Raw genomic sequence first — 19,342 nt, 5'->3', positions numbered from 1 at the left:
TGTACACCCGTGGAGAGGGACCTTGGATACCGTGGACAGTTCTCTGGCCTTCAGTCAGCAGGTGGCCCTGCTGGAGAAGAAGCGTGCGGTGCTGCTTGGCCTGCTGCGCCTTACCGAGACCCTGCAACAACTGCGCGTGGCGTTGACTAGCGTGCTGCAGTTAGGCGGTGCCGCGGGCGCTGCGCCGAGCGATTCCGACCTGCGTGCGTTCGAGGTGATCCGCCAGCGGGTGGCCGATCTGTCCAGTGCTGAACTGCGCCAGGCGATTGAGCAGCTGGATGGCAAGGTGCGCGACAGCCTGGCGCAAATCAGCACTATGGCCTTGCAGCTGGTCGATGATGCGCGGGCCAGCCTCAGCGATCTTGAGCTGATCCATCCGCGGGTCAACGGCTTCAATCGCTTTGCACGGACCAATATCGCCATGCGCGTGCTGCTGGAGCAGCGCGGTGAAAACCTGCCTGCGTTGCAGTTCGAGCTGCCGCGCGAGGCCATCGCGCAGCGCCTGGCGCGTGTCGAGGAAAAGGAGCAGGGCATCTGCCGGGCGTTGGTCGCGCATATCCAGGATATGCGTGGTGACCTGGCACTGATGCTCGGCAACCCGCATTGCGCGGAAAGCCAGACACAGTTCTACCAGGTGCTCGACCAGGCACTGGCCGCCAACCTGGCGCATATCGAGGCGGGCCTGAGCCTCTCGGAGCTGCCTATGCCGATCGAGTCGATCGAGGTGGAGGGTGGCTCGGCAGAGCATGCGGACAGCCCGGTAGCGGAGCCCGTCGGGACTGCCGAGGCGGAGACTGCCGCCAGCGCGCCGCCGCTACCGGATGTCGCGCCTGACCCGCTGCCTGCGCCGGGCTTGCTGGGACGTTTGCGGCGCTGGCTGAGTTCGCCGGTGGAGGTGCGCTGGCGCGATCTGCAGCCGCCCGCCGAACCAGCCAAGCGCCGCGACGGCGAGTGAGCTTGCATTTGCCGGCAGGCGCCCCCACCTTGGCTGACTGATTGTTGCCAGGTACCTCCCCGATGACTGCCGCGTTAACCCTTCGCCAGCTGTGCAAGACCTATCACAATGGTTTTCAGGCCCTTAAGGGCATCGACCTGGACGTGGCCGAAGGTGACTTCTTTGCCTTGCTCGGCCCCAATGGCGCCGGCAAGTCCACGACCATCGGCATTCTTTCCACCCTGGTCAACAAGACCAGCGGTACGGTGCAGGTGTTCGGCCACGACCTCGACCGCGAACCGGGTGCGCTCAAGCGTTGCCTGGGCGTGGTGCCGCAGGAGTTCAACTTCAACCAGTTTGAAAAGGTCTTCGACATTGTCGTGACCCAGGCCGGTTATTACGGCATTCCGGCGCGCGTGGCCGGCGAGCGTGCCGAGCAGTACCTGACCCAGCTGGGCCTGTGGGACAAGCGCCATGCGGTGTCCCGCGAGTTGTCCGGGGGCATGAAGCGTCGCCTGATGATTGCCCGTGCGCTGATGCACCAGCCGCGCCTGCTGATCCTCGACGAGCCCACCGCCGGGGTGGATATCGAGCTGCGCCGTTCGATGTGGAGCTTTCTCAGCGAACTCAACCAGCAGGGCATGAGCATCATCCTCACCACCCATTACCTGGAAGAGGCCGAGCAGTTGTGCCGCAACATCGCCATCATCGACCAGGGACGCATTGTCGAACGCAGCAGCATGCGCGAGCTGTTGCTCAAGCTGGATATGGATACGTTGCTGCTCGATCTCGGGCAAACCCTCGGCGAAGCGCCGCTGCTGCAGGGCTATGCCTGCCAGTTGCTGGATAGCCATACCCTGGAGGTGCAGGTGCCGCGCCAGCGCGGCGTCACCGGGCTGTTCGCCCAGTTGGCGGAGCGCCATATCGAGGTGCTCAGCCTGCGCAACAAGAGCAACCGCCTGGAAGAACTGTTCGTCTCCCTGGTGCAGAAGAACCTGGTGGAGGACAAGGCATGAGTGCCGAGCTGCGTTGCAATGGGGTAGCCCTGCAGACCATCGTGCGCCGCGAGGTGCGCCGTTTCACGCGGATCTGGCCGCAGACCCTGCTGCCGCCGGCGATCACCATGAGCCTGTATTTCATCATCTTCGGCAACCTGATTGGCCGGCAGATCGGTGATCTGCATGGCTTCAGCTACATGCAGTTCATCGTGCCGGGACTGATCATGATGGCGGTGATCACCAATGCCTACAGCAACGTGGTGTCGAGCTTCTTCTCCAGCAAGTTCCAGCGCAACATCGAGGAACTGCTGGTCTCGCCAGTGTCGCCGCATACCATCGTCATCGGTTATGCCATCGGTGGCGTGCTGCGCGGCCTGGCAGTGGCGCTGATCGTCAGCCTGCTGTCGCTGTTCTTCACCCATTTGCAGGTGGCGCACCTGGGCGTGACGGTGCTGGTGATCCTGCTGACCGCGGCGATCTTCGCCCTGGGCGGGCTGATCAACGCGGTGTTTGCGCGCAGCTTCGACGATGTGTCGATCATCCCGACCTTCGTGCTCACGCCGCTGACCTACCTGGGCGGGGTGTTCTATTCGATCAGTCAGTTGCCACCGTTCTGGCAGCAGGTTTCGCAGATCAACCCGATCTTGCACATGGTCAATGCATTTCGTTACGGAATACTTGGGGTCTCCGACCTGAATATCGGCCTGGCCATCGCCTTTATGCTGCTCACCTTGGTTATCCTCTACCTCTGGTGCATCCACCTGCTCAGCAGTGGCCGGGGTATGCGCAGCTAGCCACGGCTGGTTGCCTGCTCCGGCAGGATGCCGGGCGCAATAGCGGCAAGGAGTAGCAGGGTGACGACAAGGCTTGAAACGCAAGGGTTGGGCATTCGCACGGCTGGTTGGTGCGCTGCGCTGCTGGCCGGTTTCTGCTGGCTGGCTGCTATGCCGGTGCTGGCCGACGAGCCGCCGACCCTGGTGGAGGTCAGCGAAGTGCGCCGCGACAAGGTGCGTGATGAGCTGGTGACCTTCGGTGCCTTGCGTTCCGACGAGTCGGTGATGATTCGCCCTGAGCTGGCCGGCCGCTTGGCCAGTCTGCATTTTCGTGAGGGCCAGCAGGTGGCGGCGGGTGATCTGCTGGTCAGCCTGGACGATGCCATCGCCAGTGCCGAACTGGCCCAGGCCAAGGCCAACCTGTCGCTGGCCGAGCGCAGCGCGCAACGTACCCGTCAGCTCTACCAGCGTGGCGCCAGCAACGCCCAGGCGCTCGACGAGGCGCAGGCCAATCTGCAACTGGCAGCGGCCAGCGTGCTGCTGGCCGAGGCGCGTCTGGACAAGACGCGCATCCGTGCGCCCTATGCCGGCACCCTGGGGTTGCGTCAGGTCAGCCCGGGCGACTACCTGCAGGCCGGCCAGGATATCGTCAACCTGGAAGTGCTCGATCCGCTCAAGCTGGATTTCCGTATTCCGCAGAAAACCGTCAGCCAGCTGCGCATCGGTCAGGCCGTGGAGGTCACGGTGGACAGCCAGCCGGGACAGCGCTTCGAGGCCCGCGTGCAGGCGATCAACCCGCGTCTCGACGAGGCCGGGCGCAGCCAGGCGGTGCGCGCGCAGCTGGATAACCACGAGGGGCATCTGTATCCCGGACAGTTCGTGCGGGTGGCGGTGATTATCGAGGAACGCGCGGATGCCATGCTGGTGCCCGAGGAGGCGGTGATGTCGCAGGGCGAGCAGCGCCTGCTGAGCCTGGTGGAACAGGGCAAGGTGCGTCGCCAGGTGGTGCAGCTGGGCTTGCGCCGCGAGGGCTGGGTGGAGGTGCGCGAAGGCCTGCGGGGGGATGAGCAGGTGATCCGCAGTGGCTGGCACAAGGTGTTCCCCGGCGACCCGGTGCGCGTGCGCAGCGCGCCGGCGGAGGCAGCTCGGCCATGAGGTTGTCGCAGCTGTGCATCGAGCGTCCGGTGCTGGCCAGTGTGCTGTCGCTGCTCGTGGTGTTGCTTGGCCTGCTGGCCTGGCAGCGCCTGCCGGTGCGCGAGTACCCGAACATCGATGTGCCGGTGGTGACGGTCAACGTCATCTATCCCGGCGCCAGCCCGGAGATCATGGAGTCGCAGGTCGCGCAGCCCATCGAGGATGTGCTGGCGGGCATTGCCGGGCTGGATTTCGTCAGCTCGATCAGCCGTGCGGAAAATACCCAGATCACCGCGCGCTTTCGCCTGGGCACCGCCGCCACCGAGGCGGCCAACGAGGTGCGTGATCGTCTGGGCCGGGTGCGTACGCTGCTGCCTGACGAAGTGCGCGAGCCGCAGGTGCAGAAGATGGAGGCCGACGCCCAGCCGGTGATCTGGCTGGCGTTCTACAGCGAGCAGCACAGCGTGCTGGCGATTGCTGACCTGCTGCAGCGGGTGGTGCAGGACCGTCTGCAGATCATTCCCGGGGTGTCCGAGGTGCAGATCCGCGGTGCCAGTCGCTATGCCATGCGCCTGTGGCTGGACCCGGAGAAAATGGCGGCGCACAACCTCACCGTGCAGGACGTGGAAAATGCCCTGCGCCGGCAGAACGTGGAGATTCCCGCCGGGCGCATCGAGTCGCGCCAGCGCGAGTTCACCGTGCTGGCGGAAACCGATCTGCGCAGCGTCGAGCAGTTCAACCAGCTGATCCTTGTCGATTCCCGCCAGGCCCTGCTGCGCGACGACCGTTCGCCCGGTTATCTGGTGCGCCTCAGCGATGTCGGACATGCCGAACTGGGCGCTGCCGATGAACGCAGCCTGGTGCGCTTCAATGGGCTGCCGGCGGTCTCGGTGGGCATCATCAAGCAGGCCACGGCCAACCCGCTGGAGATTTCCGCCGGCCTGGAGGAAGCGCTGCCATCGATTCGTGCGCTGCTCCCGGAAGGCCTGGAGGTGGCGGTGGCCAACGACAACTCGCTGTTCATCCGCGAGTCGATCGACAACGTCTACGTGACCATCTGGGAAGCGGTGGCACTGGTCATCCTGATCATCTTCCTGTTCCTGCGTTCGCTGCGTGCCACGCTGGTGCCGCTGGTGACTATCCCGGTGTCGCTGCTGGGTGGTTTTGCGCTGATGGCGGTGCTGGGTTTTTCCGTCAATACGCTGACCCTGCTGGCGCTGGTGCTGGCCATTGGCCTGGTGGTGGACGACGCCATCGTCATGCTGGAGAACATTCACCGGCACATTGAGCGCGGCATGGCGCCGCTGGCCGCGGCCTTGCAGGGCAGTCGCGAGATTGCCTTTGCGGTGATCGCCATGACCCTGACCCTGGCCGCGGTGTATGCGCCGATCGGCTTTATGCAGGGCACCACCGGTAAACTGTTTACCGAGTTCGCCTGGACGCTGGCGGGTGCGGTGCTGGTTTCCGGCTTCGTCGCGCTGACCCTGTCGCCGATGATGTGTGCCTACCTGCTCAAGCCGCACAGCAGCACGGCGGATAACCGCTTCTACCAGTGCATCGAGCAGCTGCTCAACGGCTTGCAGGCCGGCTACCAGCGGCGTCTGGACTGGGTGCTGCCGCGCTGGCGGCTGGTGCTGTGCCTGTTGCTGGTGGTGTTGCTGGCCTGTGCGGCACTGTTCGTCAGCCTGCGCAGCGAGCTGGCACCCACCGAGGATACCGGCACCATCGTCGGGGTGATCAGCGGGCCGGACGGCGCCACCCTGGACTACACCAGCCGCTATGCGCGGGAGCTGGAAGCGGCTTACGCCAGCCTGCCGGAGAGTAACCGTTACCTGGTGATTGCCGGCTTCCCGACGGTGGCCCAGGGCCTGTCGTTTCTCAAGCTGGAGGACTGGGATCAGCGCACGCGCAGCCAGTTCGAAATCCGTGACGAGCTGCTGCCGCTGCTGCAGGACATTCCCGGCATCCGCGCCTTTCCGATCAACCGGCCGCCGCTGGGGCAGAGCTCACGCAACCAGCCGGTCAACTTCGTGATTCGTTCCTCGCTCGACTATGCCGAGCTGGAGCCTTACGTCGAGCGCCTGCTCGATGACCTGCGCAGCTATCCCGGACTGGAGAGCCTGGACAGCGACCTCAAGCTGAACAGTCCGCAGCTCAAGGTGCGCGTCAACCGTGAGCAGGCGGTGGCGGTGGGCAGCGACGTGGCGAGCATCGGCCGTACCCTGGAGAGCCTGTTCGGCAGTCGCCAGGTCACCCGCTTCAAGCAGGACGGCGAGCAATACGATGTGCTGGTGCAGCTGGCAGATGTCGACCGCAGCAACCCGGACGACCTGCGCCGGGTGTTCGTGCGCGGGCTGGATGGGCAGATGGTGCAGCTGGCCAACCTGATCGAGGTGGAGGAGAGCGTGGCGCCGCGCGAGCTCAACCACTTCAACCAGTTGCGTGCGGTGACCCTGACCGCCAACGTCGGCAGCGGCTATACCCTCGGCGAGGCGTTGCAGCATCTGGAGGCGCGGGCCCGGGAAATCCTCCCGGCACAGACCTTGTTCGACTACAACGGCCTGTCGCGTGACTTCAAGGAGTCCTCCAGTGGCGTGGCGCTGATCTTCGTGCTGGCGCTGCTGTTCATCTACCTGGTGCTGGCCGCGCAGTTCGAGAGTTTCTTCGATCCGCTGATCATCCTGTTCAGCGTTCCGCTGTCGATGGCCGGTGCCTTGCTGGCGCTGCACCTGTTCGGCGGCACGCTCAACCTGTATTCGCAGATCGGCATGGTCACGCTGATCGGCCTGATTACCAAGCACGGCATCCTCATCGTCGAATTCGCCAACCAGTTGCTGCGTCAGGGCTGGCAGTTGCAGGCAGCGGTGCGCGAGGCGGCCACTCAGCGTCTGCGGCCGATTCTCATGACTACCGGCGCGATGGTGTTGGGCGCCTTGCCGCTGGCCCTGGCCACGGGTGCCGGCGCCATGGCCCGCCAGCAACTGGGTTTGGTGATTGTCGGTGGCCTGCTGGTCGGCACCTTGTTCACCCTGTTCGTGGTGCCCAGCCTGTATCTGTTGTTGCGTCGCTGGCGGCCACTGGGGGCTGAACTTCAGGCCATGCAGTAGGTCAACAAAACTGCAAGACGGCCGCGCTAGACTGGCCGGGCGAGGATACTGCAGGAACCTCGCCCGGGCGCTGCTCAGCCTGCCTGTGCATACCTGCCATCAAGACAAGGAGTAGCAACGATGAATCAAGACGTCTTCGGAACCTTTACCGAGAAGAGCCGTGATCTGCTGGAGCGCAGCGTGCGCCTCAACCAGGGGCTGTTCGAGCAGTTCAGCAAGGCCAGCAAGATGCAGCTGGAATCCCTGCAGCGCTATGCCACCTTCGCCATGGAGCAGTCGCGGGCGGCTGGTGAGGCGCTGAAGAACAATGACCTGGCTGGCCTGGCGCAATGCCAGACCGAGGCCTTCAAGAGCCTCAACGAGCAGATGGCCAGCGACTGGCAAGCCTGGCAAGGCTATGTCCAGGAAGTCGGTGAGCAGTTGCAGGCGGCCTTTCAGGGCGAAGAAGAGCCGGCAGCGCCCAGCAAGCCGCGCGCCAAACCGTTGAAGAGCGCCGGCAGCGAAGCCTGAGGTGCGCCAGGGCGCCCGGCAGCGGGCGCCTTGCGTAGCGAGCATCATCCCCCGCGATCACCACGAGGACTGTGGCTGTGTTTCCCGACATGCTGAAGAAAGTAACTGGCAAGGTATTGCGTACGGTCAATCGCAATCTCGACCGGGCTGAGGAACAGATGGAGAAGTGGCTGGGCCAGACCGGTCTGGTCAGCGACACCACGCTGTCCACCCTCAGCGAGATGTCCACGGCCTATCGCAACCTGTGGGAAAGCGCCTTGCTCAACCCGCTGCGCTTTGTCGAGGCGGAAAGCCAGTTGCTGCGCCAGCATGTGGCCTTGGGGGTATATGGTGCCGCGCGGGCTTGCGGCCAGCAGCCCGATCCGGTGGCCACGGCCGAGCCGGATGACCGGCGTTTCGCCGCTGAAGAGTGGCGTCGCTGGCTGCCCTATGATTACCTGCACCAGGCCTATCTGCTGAATGCCCAGGCACTGCTCGACTGGGTGGACCAGATGCCGGGGATTCCCGGAGCCAACCACGACCAGATGCGCTTTTACGTACGCCAGGTGGTCAGTGCGCTGTCGCCGTCCAACTTTCTAGCCAGCAATCCCGAGGCGCTGCGCATCACCGTTGAGCAGCGCGGCCAGAATCTGCTGGAAGGCGGACGCCAGTTGCTGACGGATATCAGCCGTAACCCGGGCCTGTTCAATGTGGCGATGGCCGATGTCAGTGCCTTTCGCATTGGCGAGAACATCGCCACCACGCCGGGCCAGGTGGTCTACCAGAATGAGCTGATGCAGCTGATCCAGTACAGCCCGAGTACACCCAGCGTGTACCAGCGGCCGCTGCTGGTGGTGCCGCCATGGATCAACAAGTTCTACATCCTCGACCTGACCCCGCAGAACTCGCTGATTCGCTGGATGGTCGAGCAAGGCCTGACAGTCTTTGTCATTTCCTGGGTCAACCCCGGCCCCGAGCTGCGTGACAAGGGCTTCGAGGACTACATGCTGGAAGGCCCGCTGCAGGCCATGCAGGTCATCCAGGCGATTACCGGCGAGGAGCAGCTTAATGCGCTGGGCTACTGCATCGGTGGCACCCTGCTGGGCAGCACTCTGGCCTGGCTGGCCAAGAAGGGGCGCCAGCCGGTGGCCAGTGCCACGTACCTGACCACCTTGCTGGACTTCTCCGATCCCGGCGGCATCGGCGTGTTCATCAACGAGCATTCGCTGTCGGGTATCGAGCGCATGCTGCAGCGCCAGGGCTACCTGGACGGTCGGGCGATGGCCTTTACCTTCAACCTGTTGCGCGAGAACGAGCTGTTCTGGTCGTTCTGGATCAATAACTATCTCAAGGGCAAGCCACCGGCGGCCTTTGACCTGTTGTACTGGAATACCGACGGCACCAACCTGCCGGCACGCATGCATGTCTACTACCTGCGCCAGATGTACCTGGAAAACCGCCTGGTGCAGGCCGATGCGCTGACCCTGGCGGGTGAGTCCATCGATCTGGCGCAGATTGAGGTGCCGAGCTTTTTCCTGTCTACCCAGCAGGATCACATCGCCAAGTGGAAAACCACCTACCGGGGTGCCCGTGTGCATGGCGGTGAGCGCACCTTCGTGCTGGCCGGCTCCGGGCATATCGCCGGGGTAGTCAACCCGCCGGCCAAGGGCAAGTATGGCTACTGGTGTAACGCGCAGCTGCCCGAGGATGCCGAACAGTGGTTTGCCGACGCCGAGCGCCATCCCGGCTCCTGGTGGCCGCACTGGCTGCAATGGCTTACCCAGTATGCCGGCGAACAGGTACCGCCCCGCGAACCGGGCAGTGCCGACTACCCGCCGCTGCAGGCCGCGCCGGGCAGTTATGTACGGGTACGTGCTGCCGATGCCATTGCGGCGGGGCAGCGCCGTGCCAAGCGCCCGGCGTGACCGGACGCGCGCAGCTTCAGCCCGCGGCCAGCGCCTGGCGCAGTTCGCGGGCCATCTGCGCCTCCTCGTCACTGGCGATCACCCACACCCCGACGGCACTCTCGGGGTGTGAAATCAGTCCTGTGCCAGCCTGGTTGCGTTGCTCATCCAGACGGATGCCCAGCCACTGACTGGCTTGGCATAGCTGAGCGCGCAGTGCGGCATCGTGCTCACCGACACCACCGCTGAACACCAGCAGATCCAGGCCGCCCAACGCGCCAACCAGCGAGCCCAGCTCGCGCTGCAGACGGTAGGCCAGCAAGTCGATGGCATGCCGCGCGGCAGGCTCGGAACTGGCGCGCAGGGTACGCATGTCGCTGGACAGCCCGGATACCCCCAGCCAGCCACTTTCCCGGTAGAGCAGCTGCTCCAGGGCGTCGGCATCCATGCCCCGTTCGCGTATCAGGTAGAGCAGTACGCCCGGGTCGAGCTGGCCGCAGCGAGTGCCCATCGGTAGGCCGTCCAGCGCGCTGAAGCCCATGCTCGACGCCTGACTGACTCCGTTGCGCATGGCGCACATCGAGGCGCCGCTGCCCAGATGGGCCATGACCACGCGGCCCAGGTGACGTTGCGGTTCCAGCTCGGCCAGGCGGCTGCGCAACCCGGCATAAGACAGGCCATGGAAGCCATAGCGCAGCACGCCGGCTTCGCTCAGGGCGCGTGGCAAGGCATATTCGCGGGCCAGCGCGGGCATCTGCTGGTGGAAGGCGGTATCGAAGCAGGCCAGTTGGCGGCGTCCGGGCAGTTGCACGGCACACTGTTCGATCAGCGCCAGGTTGTACGGCTGGTGGAGTGGGGCGAGGCTTTCCAGGCTACGCAGATAGTCCAGACAGGCGTCATCCAGCCACTGTGCCTGTGCGTAGCGCAGGCCGCCGTGCACAACACGGTGTGCGATGGCACTGATCTGCCAGTCGCCGGTGCTGTGCAAGCAGTGCAGTAGCGCGGCGAGTGCGGCGCTTTGCCAGTTAGGCCCGGCGACTTCGGGCAAGGCCTGTCGGCATACTGGCTGGTTGCCGACCTGCCAGCTGAGCTGCGCGGCGTCGGGCAGGCCGCTGACCTTGCCGCGTGCCAGACACGACCCTTGTGGGGCGAACAGCGCGCACTTGAGGCTGGATGAGCCGGCGTTGACAGTCAGCCAGGCCTGCATGTCACAGGCGTCCCATGTGCCGGGCGACCAGCAGGGCCACGGCTGAGGAAGCCAGCCGCTCCAGGCTGCCATCGGCACGGCTGGTCAGGATGATCGGCACACGGGCGCCCATGACGATGCCGGCGGCGGTGGCACCGGCCAGGTATTGCAGCTGTTTGGAAAGAATGTTGCCGGCTTCCAGGTCCGGCGCGAGCAGGATGTCCACCTCGCCGGCCACCGTGGAGCGGATGCCCTTGGCCTCGGCCGCCTGGCGGGAGATGGCGTTGTCGAAGGCCAGTGGACCATCGGCAATGCCGCCACTGATCTGGCCGCGCTCGACCATCTTGCAGAGCGCCGCGGCATCCAGGGTGGCGGGCATGTTGGGCATGACCTTTTCCACGGCGCAGAGAATCGCCGCGCGTGGCTCGGCGATGCCCAGCGCATGCGCGCAGTCGAAGGCGTTCTGCAGGATGTCGGCTTTCTCGGCCAGGCCCGGGGCGATATTGATCGCTGCATCGGTGACCAGCAGCGGTTTGTGGTAGCTGGGCACATCCAGCACGAAGATGTGCGACAGACGTCGTTCGGTGCGCAGGCCCAATTGCCGGTCGGTAACCGCAGCGAGCAGCTCGCCGGTGGCCAGGCCGCCTTTCATCAGTGCGTGAACTTCCCCAGCGCGTACCAGGCGCACCGCTTCGGCGGCTGCGGCATGGCTGTGCTCGCTATCGATCAGGCGCAGCCCGCGGATATCCAGGTCGGCGGCTTCGGCTGCCGCGCGAATGCGTGACTGGGGGCCGACCAGCCAGGGCTCGATGATGCCCTGTTCGGCGGCTTGCAAGGCACCGGCCAGGCTCAGTGCATCGACTGGATGCACGACGGCGGTGACTACCGCGCCAGGCAGGTTATGTGCCTGGTCGATGAAATGCTGCAGATGTGGATGGTTGGGCGAGGTGCGGTGGCTGACGTCCATGAGTGTCTCCGCTGTGCTGGATGATGCTGAAGTGTGCCATGCAGGCCGGCTCAGGCTGGCAGCTTTCTGTTGCAGAATGCGTGCGATGGGCCTGTTAGAATGCCCGCCCGAGTTTTTTCGCAGGTCAGTCGTTCATGCAACACCCCGCCGAACTTTCGCCGCTGGGCAAGACCAGTGCCTATGTCGACCAGTACAGCCCGGCGCTGCTGTTTCCCATTCCGCGTGCCGCCAAATGGGCCGAACTGGGCCTGCAGGCGGGGCAGCTGCCCTATCATGGCGTGGATATCTGGAACTGTTACGAGCTGTCCTGGCTGCTGCCTTCGGGCAAGCCGGTGGTGGCGCTGGCCGAGTTCCGTATCCCGGCTGATTCGCCCAATATCATCGAGTCCAAGTCATTCAAGCTGTATCTCAATTCGCTGAACCAGAGTGTGTTTGCCGATGCCCAGGCGCTGCAGCAGATCATCGCTGCCGATCTGTCCGGGGTGGCGGGTGCGCCGGTTACGGTGCGCCTGAGCAGCGTGCGTGAGGCAGGTCAGCACGTGCTGGGCGAAGTGCCGGGGCTGTGCATCGACGATCTGGATATCCAGGTGCAAGGCTATGACCAGCCGCGCCCCGAATTGCTGCGTTGTACGCCAGAAGCAGGGGCGGCGACGCTGCACAGCCACCTGCTCAAGTCGAACTGCCCGGTAACCCACCAGCCGGACTGGGGCTCCCTGGTGGTTAGCTACCGAGCTGAGCGCAGCCTGGATGCCGCCAGCCTGCTCGCCTACCTGGTCAGCTTCCGCCAGCACGCGGATTTCCATGAGCAATGCGTGGAGCGGGTGTATCTCGACCTGCTGCGCCTGCTAGCACCTCAGGAACTGGTGGTCTATGCGCGCTACGTGCGACGTGGCGGGCTGGATATCAATCCCTGGCGCAGCTTGCTACCGGGCGAGCCGGAGAATCTGCGCCTGGTTCGTCAGTAGCGGCTCAGATGCCCATGTTGGCCAGGGTCTGCAGCAGGTTGCGCAGCGTGCCAGTCAGCGTGGGGTGCTCTACTTCGAAGCGTTCCACGGCCAGGTTGAAACCGTCGACCAGGTTGCTATCTAGGGCCAGGCTTTCCTGCTGAAGCTGCAGCTGCAGTTCGGCGATCAGGGCTTCCAGATCCTCGCGGTGTGCACGGTCGAGGCTCGGCGTGGCAATCAGTTGCTGTTGCAGTTGGGCGATGTGCTGTTGCAGTTGGTGGGTGGGCATACGGCTCTCCTTAACAGGGCAAGAAATGTCGGCCATGACGCTTGGCGTGAGCAGCGACGAGCTGTCTCGTTAGCGTCATACGCCATGCGGGTGACCTTGAGTACAGGTTAACCCAGGTGGCGTCATTTGCCCTGATGCTCGTCAAGCGGATGGGGCTGGTTGCTCAAGGCTGTTCGCCGCGCTGCAGGCGTTGAGCCAGGTCGTGGAGACTTCCTGGTAGATCGGCCAGTTGCTCGACGACCGAATGGCAGCCGGCCGCATAGTGCGCGAGGGTCGCTTGACTACGCCTGTCGTGCTGGCGCTGTTTGTCCAGGCTGAGCCAATGGCGATCGGCCTGGGCATGGCGTGCCAGGCCAATACACCACAGCCCGGCCGCACGGGCACTCTGGCTAAGTAGCGGGGTGGCGCTGATCACCAGAGTTTGTCGGCAGCTTTCCGCCTGCGCCTGTTGCAGTGCTTGCCAGCAGCTATGCGGTGCCGGCCAGGCGACTGTGCCGGCTACCCCCGCACGCGGCTGCAGGCCGTTTTGCGCCAGTGTTTCGAGTAGGGCGAGGCTTTGTACGCCAGGCTGATCGCTCAGCCAACCCCAGGCGATACCCTGTTGTTGCAGTTGCTGGAGAAGGTGACGACTGATTTGTGCGTCTTTCTCCGAGGTAGCTTGCAGTACACCCTGCAAGTCAAACAGCCAGAGTCTGAAGGGCAGGGGGCTGACCATGGCCATACTCCGTAGGGTCTGGTCGGCCAGCCTAGTGGCTGGTCATGACGCAGGCATGACAGGCCATTGCGCGCGCAGCTGTTCGGGCAGAGCGGTAGATCGAGCGCTGGCGTGCTCAATCCAGACCAGTTTGCAGTAGCCTTCGCCGAGCAGCGTGGGATCGTCCTGCAGGTACAGGCGGTGCTGCAGGACCAGGCTGCTACGCCCCAGATCACCGGCATGCAATTGTACGCGCAAGGTGGCTGGATACTGCACCGGGCGCAGGAAGCTGTGTTGCACCTGCAGGAGCACAGGGCCTTGCGGAGCCTCCTGCAGGTCGATGCCGATCTGCGCGAACCACTGGATGCGGGCTTCTTCAAGATAGCGTAGGTATTGCGTGTTGTTCACATGGGCGTAGCTATCCATGTCGCCCCAGCGCACGGGTATCAGGCACTGGTAGAGCAGGGGTGTATCGGTCATTGCAGGGTTCCTTGCATGGGTGATCTGGCTAAAACCTGCCGTAATGCAGGGCTAGCCGCTATAATCGCTGCTTTAACCTGCGGCTGGCCACGCTGCCAGCGACTCAGGTGGCGTTTGCTGTCTCGATCAAGGAGAGAAACATGCGTGACACGCTGCTTAAACGGTTGTTCAGGTTGCCCCGTCGGCTGTCCTGCACCGTGCTGCTATTGCTTGGCACACCGCTTATGGCGGCTCCGCAAGGACATCAGGATGATCCTTGGGAAGCGTTCAATCGACCGGTTTTTGCCTTTAACGAAACGCTTGATAGCTATGCGCTGAAACCGTTGGCGCAGGGCTATCAGAAGGTAACGCCGCAGCCTCTCGAAGATGGCATTCACAACATGTTCAGCAATCTCGGTGAGTTAGTGCGACTGAGCAATAACCTGCTGCAGGGCAAGCTGCATGCGGCAGGGGTTGATACCTCGCGTTTGCTGTTCAACAGCACCTTTGGGGTTCTGGGCTTCTTTGACGTCGCCACGCCGATGGGGTTGCTGCGTAGTGATGAGGATTTTGGCCAGACCCTGGGTGCCTGGGGCCTGGGTAGTGGACCTTATCTGGTATTGCCGTTTGCCGGGCCGAGCAACCCGCGTGATGCGCTGGGCATGCTGGTGGACAATCGTGCGCGAATCTATCCACAGCTTGATCATGTCCCGACGCGTAATACCGTCTTGGGCATGTCGGTGATCGATACCCGCGCCAATCTGCTGTCGGCCGAGCGGATGATCATCGGTGACAAGTATGTCTTTGTACGTAACGCCTACTTGCAGAACCGCGAATTTCGCGTTCGTGACGGGCAGGTGGAAGATGATTTTGACGACTTCTGAAGTCGTCCTTTGTTGATGAAAGAAGGCAGCCCAGGCTGCCTTCTTTTTTGTCGGCTAGCGCATGGCCAGTATGGTCAGCCCCAGGGATAAGCGGCCATCATCAAGGCGGCTGCAACGCACCACCTCGACGTCGGCGTCCAGGCCCCGCAGTTGCGAGTGTTCCGAAGGAATTCGGACCTGCAGGCGATCAGCCAGTTGCAGGGGGGCATCCACTTCGACCTGCATGCCGGTACTGGATAGGTCCAGACACTTGGCAGGGTACTGCTTGCCCTCATGCTCGAGAATTACCTCGGCCTCGACACGCATACGAATGAAGTCGCGTTTTTCGCTGTAGGCTCGATCGTCCAGGCTCATAGGCAGTTCCTCGTTATTGTACGGACCCTGCAGGCTGTTATACCCCTGGCCGTTTTCGCCTGTAAAGGCGCCTTTCGACGGCCGGCTGTGGCTTGAAAGGCCTGGCATATGGGAGTACCGTCAGCGCCTTGAACCTGTGCGCAGGCCTGCTTTGGCCTGTTCGTGCCACTTACCTGCCTGGTGCTGTCTGCCCGGAAGCCGCATGCATAAATCCAGCGCTACATTGCTGATCATCGACGACGATGAGGTGGTGCGTACCAGTCTCGCCGCCTACCTGGAAGACAGTGGCTTCACCGTACTGCAGGCGGGGAGTGCGGCGCAGGGGCTGGCCCTGTTCGAGCAGACACAGGCTGATCTGGTGATCTGTGACCTGCGTATGCCGCATATGGACGGTCTGGAACTGATTCGTCGCCTGGGGCAGTGTGTGCGACCGGTACCCGTACCCGTTATCGTGGTCTCGGGTGCCGGGGTGATGAGCGATGCGGTCGAGGCTCTGCGTCTGGGGGCGGTGGACTATCTGATCAAACCGCTGGAAGACCTAGCCGTACTCGAGATGGCCGTGCGGCGTGCGCTGGAGCGTACTCAGTTGCAGGTGGAGAACCTGCGCTACCGGGAGAAGCTGGAGCAGGCCAACCAGCATTTGCAGGACAGCTTGCGGCTGCTGCAGGAGGATCAGACAGCGGGGCGACAGGTGCAGCTGAATATGTTGCCGAGCACACCCTGGCAGGTAGCTGATCTGCACTTTGCGCATCAGATCATTCCTTCGTTGTATCTATCTGGTGACTTCGTTGATTACTTCCAGGTGGATGAACAACGCGTAGCGTTTTATCTGGCAGATGTCTCGGGGCATGGCGCATCGTCGGCATTCGTCACGGTATTGCTGAAGTTCATGACCTCGCGTCTGCTCTATGAATCCCGGCGCAATGGTCAGCCGGGGCCTTTCCTGCCATCGCAGGTACTTGCCCACATCAACCGCAGTCTACTCAATTGCAAGCTGGGCAAGCATGTCACCATGCTGGGCGGGGTCATCGACCTTGCACGTAATCAGCTGACCTACAGTGTCGGTGGACACTTGCCGCTGCCGGTACTGCTTGCGGATGGTCAGGCACGCTATCTCCAGGGGCGCGGTTTGCCGATCGGATTGTTTGCCGAGGCGACTTACCAGGATGAATGCCTCGACTTGCCCGAGCAGTTCAGTCTCAGCTTGTTCTCCGATGGCATACTTGATTTGCTGCCCGGCGCCACGCTGAAGGATAAAGAGGCTGCATTACCTGAGTGGGTTGCGCGTGCCGGCGGTACACTGGATGGCTTGCGAACGGCTTTTGGGCTGGCCAGGCTGGGCGAGATGCCGGATGATATTGCCCTCTTGGTTTTACGCAGGGACCCTGCATGAGTACGGGCAAGATCCAGTTTGCAGAGCAGGACGGAACCTTCGTCCTCAAATTCGTTGGCGAAGTACGCCTCACGCTCTGTTCTACGCTGGATGCAACCATCGAAAAGATCTTCACGGCGTTGAACTTTTCGGCCATTGTCATCGACTTGACTGAAACCAGCAGTGTGGACAGTACGACCTTGGGATTAATGGCCAAGCTGTCGATTCTCTCCCGGCAGAAAATCGGCCTGTTGCCGACAGTTGTTACCACCAATGCGGATATCACCCGTTTGCTGCAGTCGATGGGTTTCGATCAGGTGTTCAACATCATTGATACCCCGTTGCCTTGTCCAGACTGCCTCGAGGATCTGCCTCCGCAGGATCAGTCCGAAGAGGTGGTGCGTGCCAAAGTTCTGGAAGCGCACCGTATCCTCATGGGGCTCAACGACTCCAATCGTGAAGCCTTCCATGACCTGGTGAGCGCTCTGGAGCGCAGCTAGGCATTTCCTTCAGCGCAGCGACTGCAGCAGCGCTTCGAGTTTTTCCTGGTCTCTGGCAAACAAACGAATGCCTTCCGCGAGTTTCTCGGTGGCCATGGCATCTTCGTTGTGTGCCAGGCGGAAACCTGCCTCATCCAGCTCCCAGCGTGGCTGGCTGTCGCCAGGCTGCAAGTGGCGTGGCAGTGTGCCTGTGCTCTGAGCCAGTTGCTCAAGCAGTTCAGGGCTGATGGTCAGCCGATCACAGCCTGCCAATTGTTCGATCTGGCCCAGGTTGCGGAAACTGGCGCCCATTACCACGGTCTGGAACTCATGTTTTTTGTAATAGCGATAGATGCGTGCCACCGAGGCGACGCCAGGGTCTTCGATGCTGGAAAAGTCATGCCCGCTGGCTTTTTTGTGCCAGTCATAGATGCGGCCTACGAAAGGGGAGATCAGAAAGACGCCGGCATCGGCACAGGCGGCTGCCTGCGCAAAGGAAAACAACAGGGTCAGGTTGGTCTGGATGCCGGAGCGTTCGAGTAGTTCGGCTGTGCGAATGCCTTCCCAGGTGGCTGCTATCTTGATCAGTACCCGCTCGCGAGGAATGCCAGCGGATTCATAGAAGTCAATCAGTCGCTCGGCACGATAGCGTGTAGCTTTGCTATCGAAAGACAGGCGTGCATCGACTTCGGTGGAGATGCGTCCGGGTATTACCTGCAAAATGTCTCGGCCAACGGCCACGGCAAAGCGATCAGAGGCTTGCGCCAGATCGCCGGAAGCCTTCTGCAGAGCTTGCTGAAGGTGTTCCTGATAGCGCGGCAGTGAAGCTGCCTTGAGGAGCAGTGAAGGGTTGGTTGTAGCATCCACCGGCTTGAGGCACACTATTGCATCAATGTCGCCTGTGTCGGCTACGACTGTGGTGTACTGCTTGAGTTGTTCCAGCTTGGAAATCATTACCTGTCCCTATCGCGATGATGCGCTGACCTTACCTGAGCGCAGGGTGGCGCTCAACGCCCTTCCAGTAGTCTGCAGGCCTCATCGTAGAGCGCCAGTGGCTCAGGATGACGATGGATGTCTGCCGAGAGTAGCTGGCGAAAACGGCGGGCTCCTGGGAATCCCTGGGCAAGACCAAGCATATGCCGGGTAATGTGTTGCATTTGCCCGCCTTGTTGAAGGTGCGCTTCTATATATGTACGCATCTGCAGGGCAACCTGCTGGCGAGTGGGGGTATCGTGCGTATCTGAAAATAAACAGCGGTCAACCTCGGCAAGCAGGTAGGGGTTGTGATAAGCCTCGCGACCGAGCATAACCCCATCGAAGGTTTGCAGATGGACTGCGCACTCGCCGAGCGTCTTGATGCCGCCGTTTAGAATGAACTCCAGGTGCGGAAAGTCATTTTTGAGTTGTCTGGCAACCTCGTAGCGCAGCGGTGGTATCTCGCGGTTTTCTTTAGGGGATAAGCCTTCGAGAATGGCTATCCGGGCGTGCACCGTGAAGCTTCTGCAGCCAGCTTCCGCCACTGTTCCGACGAAGTCGCATAGCTCGGCGTAGCTGTCTCTGCCATTGATACCAATGCGATGCTTAAGGGTGACGGGCAGAGAAGTGGCATCACACATAGCGCGGATACACTCGGCAACCTTCTGTGGGTATGCCATCAGGCAGGCGCCGATCATGTTGTTTTGTACCCGATCACTCGGGCAGCCGGCATTCAGGTTTACTTCATCGTAGCCCCATTCCTCTGCCATGCGTGCACACTTTGCCAGTTCGTCGGGCTGGCTGCCGCCCAGTTGCAGGGCTACTGGGTGCTCGTCGGCGTGATATGCCAGAAAGCGCTGGGTATCTCCGTGTAGAAGCGCACCCGTAGTCACCATTTCGCTGTACAGCAATGCGTGGCGTGACAGTTGGCGGAGGAAATAACGGCAGTGACGATCCGTCCAGTCCATCATGGGGGCAACGGAGAAACGGTGGGAGAGCTGCAGGGGGGCTTGGTTGTGCATAGTCTTGGTCGGTTTTCTAAGAGTCAGGATATGGAATTGATCCTGAGGCGAGCAGTATACCGACGATGCTGTTGAGCGCAGCTTGCCTTTTTCTGCCTCTCGGTTATCATGGCCATCCCATATCGCATTTCTTTGAAAAGCGTACGGGAATGAGTGTTGACAGTGTTCTCGGATACTGTAATATGCGCCTCCCGCTGATCGGAAGCGCTGCTTCGGTTCAGCTAAGCGGTTGAGAAGAAACGAAAAATTCTTCAAAAACAGCTTGACAGATTGAAAGGCTGCTGTAGAATGCGCGGCCTCGGTTGAGACGAAAGGCTTGATCGAAACGCTCTTTAACAAATTGAATCAAGCAATTCGTGTGGGTGCTTGTGGAGTAAG

General features: G+C 62.2%; 19 protein-coding genes. 11 read left to right on the top strand and 8 right to left on the bottom strand.

Going from position 1 to position 19,342, the window contains the following annotated elements:
- Positions 1 to 22 precede the first annotated feature (22 nt).
- The 7 genes from CW360_RS11895 to CW360_RS11865 all read left to right on the top strand — a co-directional run bounded on the left by CW360_RS11895 (position 23) and on the right by CW360_RS11865 (position 9,360).
- Positions 23 to 955, top strand: a complete 933-nt coding sequence (locus CW360_RS11895) for a hypothetical protein (protein ID WP_101193858.1) — start codon at positions 23 to 25, stop codon at positions 953 to 955.
- 62 nt (positions 956 to 1,017) lie between these two features.
- Positions 1,018 to 1,950: an ABC transporter ATP-binding protein gene (locus CW360_RS11890; protein ID WP_101193857.1), complete on the top strand. Its 933-nt coding sequence runs from the start codon at positions 1,018 to 1,020 to the stop codon at positions 1,948 to 1,950.
- Positions 1,947 to 2,726 carry an ABC transporter permease gene (locus CW360_RS11885; RefSeq protein WP_093987098.1) on the top strand — a complete coding sequence of 260 codons (780 nt, stop codon included), beginning with the start codon at positions 1,947 to 1,949 and terminating at the stop codon, positions 2,724 to 2,726. The genes CW360_RS11890 and CW360_RS11885 overlap by 4 nt, the downstream gene beginning before the upstream one ends.
- 60 nt (positions 2,727 to 2,786) lie before the next feature.
- A complete protein-coding gene (locus tag CW360_RS11880; protein WP_245874715.1) occupies positions 2,787 to 3,860 on the top strand; it encodes an efflux RND transporter periplasmic adaptor subunit in 1,074 nt (357 codons plus the stop codon).
- Positions 3,857 to 6,946: an efflux RND transporter permease subunit gene (locus tag CW360_RS11875; protein WP_101193855.1), complete on the top strand. Its 3,090-nt coding sequence runs from the start codon at positions 3,857 to 3,859 to the stop codon at positions 6,944 to 6,946. Before CW360_RS11880 ends, CW360_RS11875 begins: the two co-directional genes overlap by 4 nt.
- A 120-nt stretch (positions 6,947 to 7,066) precedes the next feature.
- The gene (locus tag CW360_RS11870) at positions 7,067 to 7,456 is read left to right on the top strand and encodes a phasin family protein (RefSeq protein WP_093987095.1); all 390 of its coding nucleotides are present in this window, start codon (positions 7,067 to 7,069) and stop codon (positions 7,454 to 7,456) included.
- A gap of 89 nt (positions 7,457 to 7,545) precedes the next feature.
- A complete protein-coding gene (locus CW360_RS11865; RefSeq protein ID WP_101193870.1) occupies positions 7,546 to 9,360 on the top strand; it encodes a PHA/PHB synthase family protein in 1,815 nt (604 codons plus the stop codon).
- Between the two features lie 16 nt (positions 9,361 to 9,376).
- Here CW360_RS11865 and CW360_RS11860 read toward each other — a convergent pair whose 3' ends face one another.
- Positions 9,377 to 10,546: an acetate/propionate family kinase gene (locus CW360_RS11860; protein ID WP_101193854.1), complete on the bottom strand. Its 1,170-nt coding sequence runs from the start codon at positions 10,544 to 10,546 to the stop codon at positions 9,377 to 9,379.
- A 1-nt stretch (position 10,547) separates the two neighbouring features.
- The gene (locus CW360_RS11855) at positions 10,548 to 11,492 is read right to left on the bottom strand and encodes a bifunctional enoyl-CoA hydratase/phosphate acetyltransferase (RefSeq protein ID WP_101193853.1); all 945 of its coding nucleotides are present in this window, start codon (positions 11,490 to 11,492) and stop codon (positions 10,548 to 10,550) included.
- Positions 11,493 to 11,626: 134 nt separating this feature from the next.
- Here CW360_RS11855 and queF point away from each other — a divergent pair, with 134 nt between their 5' ends.
- Positions 11,627 to 12,457 carry an NADPH-dependent 7-cyano-7-deazaguanine reductase QueF gene (gene queF, locus CW360_RS11850; protein ID WP_101193852.1) on the top strand — a complete coding sequence of 277 codons (831 nt, stop codon included), beginning with the start codon at positions 11,627 to 11,629 and terminating at the stop codon, positions 12,455 to 12,457.
- A gap of 4 nt (positions 12,458 to 12,461) precedes the next feature.
- Here queF and CW360_RS11845 read toward each other — a convergent pair whose 3' ends face one another.
- The 3 genes from CW360_RS11845 to CW360_RS11835 all read right to left on the bottom strand — a co-directional run bounded on the left by CW360_RS11845 (position 12,462) and on the right by CW360_RS11835 (position 13,899).
- The gene (locus CW360_RS11845; protein ID WP_093987091.1) at positions 12,462 to 12,725 is read right to left on the bottom strand and encodes a DUF4404 family protein; all 264 of its coding nucleotides are present in this window, start codon (positions 12,723 to 12,725) and stop codon (positions 12,462 to 12,464) included.
- Between the two features lie 163 nt (positions 12,726 to 12,888).
- Positions 12,889 to 13,440, bottom strand: coding sequence for a hypothetical protein (locus tag CW360_RS11840; RefSeq protein WP_101193851.1), 552 nt, complete (start codon positions 13,438 to 13,440; stop codon positions 12,889 to 12,891).
- A 42-nt stretch (positions 13,441 to 13,482) separates the two neighbouring features.
- On the bottom strand, positions 13,483 to 13,899 hold the full coding sequence (locus CW360_RS11835; RefSeq protein WP_101193850.1) for an acyl-CoA thioesterase: 417 nt from the start codon (positions 13,897 to 13,899) through the stop codon (positions 13,483 to 13,485).
- 140 nt (positions 13,900 to 14,039) lie between these two features.
- On the opposite strand from CW360_RS11835, the gene CW360_RS11830 reads away from it, so the two are divergent.
- Positions 14,040 to 14,762 (top strand): MlaA family lipoprotein, encoded by a 723-nt coding sequence (locus CW360_RS11830; protein ID WP_425439768.1) that lies wholly within the window; start codon positions 14,040 to 14,042, stop codon positions 14,760 to 14,762.
- 54 nt (positions 14,763 to 14,816) lie between these two features.
- Here CW360_RS11830 and CW360_RS11825 read toward each other — a convergent pair whose 3' ends face one another.
- A complete protein-coding gene (locus tag CW360_RS11825) occupies positions 14,817 to 15,116 on the bottom strand; it encodes a PilZ domain-containing protein (RefSeq protein ID WP_093987087.1) in 300 nt (99 codons plus the stop codon).
- Positions 15,117 to 15,318: 202 nt separating this feature from the next.
- On the opposite strand from CW360_RS11825, the gene rssB reads away from it, so the two are divergent.
- Both rssB and rssC read left to right on the top strand, forming a co-directional pair.
- Entirely contained in the window at positions 15,319 to 16,509 is a 1,191-nt protein-coding gene (gene rssB / locus CW360_RS11820) for a two-component system response regulator RssB (protein WP_101193849.1), read from the top strand.
- A complete protein-coding gene (gene rssC / locus CW360_RS11815; RefSeq protein ID WP_101193848.1) occupies positions 16,506 to 16,988 on the top strand; it encodes an anti-sigma factor antagonist RssC in 483 nt (160 codons plus the stop codon). The genes rssB and rssC overlap by 4 nt, the downstream gene beginning before the upstream one ends.
- 9 nt (positions 16,989 to 16,997) lie before the next feature.
- On the opposite strand, the gene tal is transcribed toward rssC, so the two are convergent.
- Positions 16,998 to 17,921 (bottom strand): transaldolase, encoded by a 924-nt coding sequence (gene tal / locus CW360_RS11810; RefSeq protein WP_101193847.1) that lies wholly within the window; start codon positions 17,919 to 17,921, stop codon positions 16,998 to 17,000.
- Positions 17,922 to 17,974: 53 nt separating this feature from the next.
- Positions 17,975 to 18,964 (bottom strand): tRNA dihydrouridine(20/20a) synthase DusA, encoded by a 990-nt coding sequence (gene dusA, locus CW360_RS11805; protein ID WP_101193846.1) that lies wholly within the window; start codon positions 18,962 to 18,964, stop codon positions 17,975 to 17,977.
- Between the last annotated feature and the right edge of the window lie 378 nt (positions 18,965 to 19,342).

Origin of the sequence: Pseudomonas fluvialis (assembly GCF_002835605.1) — a bacterium.
GTDB lineage: Bacteria > Pseudomonadota > Gammaproteobacteria > Pseudomonadales > Pseudomonadaceae > Aquipseudomonas > Aquipseudomonas fluvialis.
Note: the sequence above shows the minus strand (reverse complement) of the source record. Positions and strands in the feature narration are given on the sequence as shown.

Bases quoted from the DNA above. Each gene is read 5' to 3' on its own strand.
- tal (WP_101193847.1), bottom strand. From the start codon at position 17,921: ATGATTTCCAAGCTGGAACAACTCAAGCAGTACACCACAGTCGTAGCC.
- rssC (WP_101193848.1), top strand. From the start codon at position 16,506: ATGAGTACGGGCAAGATCCAGTTTGCAGAGCAGGACGGAACCTTCGTC.
- CW360_RS11865 (WP_101193870.1), top strand. From the start codon at position 7,546: ATGCTGAAGAAAGTAACTGGCAAGGTATTGCGTACGGTCAATCGCAAT.
- CW360_RS11825 (WP_093987087.1), bottom strand. From the start codon at position 15,116: ATGAGCCTGGACGATCGAGCCTACAGCGAAAAACGCGACTTCATTCGT.
- rssB (WP_101193849.1), top strand. From the start codon at position 15,319: ATGCATAAATCCAGCGCTACATTGCTGATCATCGACGACGATGAGGTG.
- CW360_RS11870 (WP_093987095.1), top strand. From the start codon at position 7,067: ATGAATCAAGACGTCTTCGGAACCTTTACCGAGAAGAGCCGTGATCTG.
- CW360_RS11855 (WP_101193853.1), bottom strand. From the start codon at position 11,492: ATGGACGTCAGCCACCGCACCTCGCCCAACCATCCACATCTGCAGCAT.
- CW360_RS11890 (WP_101193857.1), top strand. From the start codon at position 1,018: ATGACTGCCGCGTTAACCCTTCGCCAGCTGTGCAAGACCTATCACAAT.
- CW360_RS11835 (WP_101193850.1), bottom strand. From the start codon at position 13,899: ATGACCGATACACCCCTGCTCTACCAGTGCCTGATACCCGTGCGCTGG.
- CW360_RS11875 (WP_101193855.1), top strand. From the start codon at position 3,857: ATGAGGTTGTCGCAGCTGTGCATCGAGCGTCCGGTGCTGGCCAGTGTG.
- CW360_RS11860 (WP_101193854.1), bottom strand. From the start codon at position 10,546: ATGCAGGCCTGGCTGACTGTCAACGCCGGCTCATCCAGCCTCAAGTGC.
- CW360_RS11845 (WP_093987091.1), bottom strand. From the start codon at position 12,725: ATGCCCACCCACCAACTGCAACAGCACATCGCCCAACTGCAACAGCAA.
- dusA (WP_101193846.1), bottom strand. From the start codon at position 18,964: ATGCACAACCAAGCCCCCCTGCAGCTCTCCCACCGTTTCTCCGTTGCC.
- CW360_RS11840 (WP_101193851.1), bottom strand. From the start codon at position 13,440: ATGGTCAGCCCCCTGCCCTTCAGACTCTGGCTGTTTGACTTGCAGGGT.
- CW360_RS11885 (WP_093987098.1), top strand. From the start codon at position 1,947: ATGAGTGCCGAGCTGCGTTGCAATGGGGTAGCCCTGCAGACCATCGTG.
- queF (WP_101193852.1), top strand. From the start codon at position 11,627: ATGCAACACCCCGCCGAACTTTCGCCGCTGGGCAAGACCAGTGCCTAT.
- CW360_RS11830 (WP_425439768.1), top strand. From the start codon at position 14,040: ATGCGTGACACGCTGCTTAAACGGTTGTTCAGGTTGCCCCGTCGGCTG.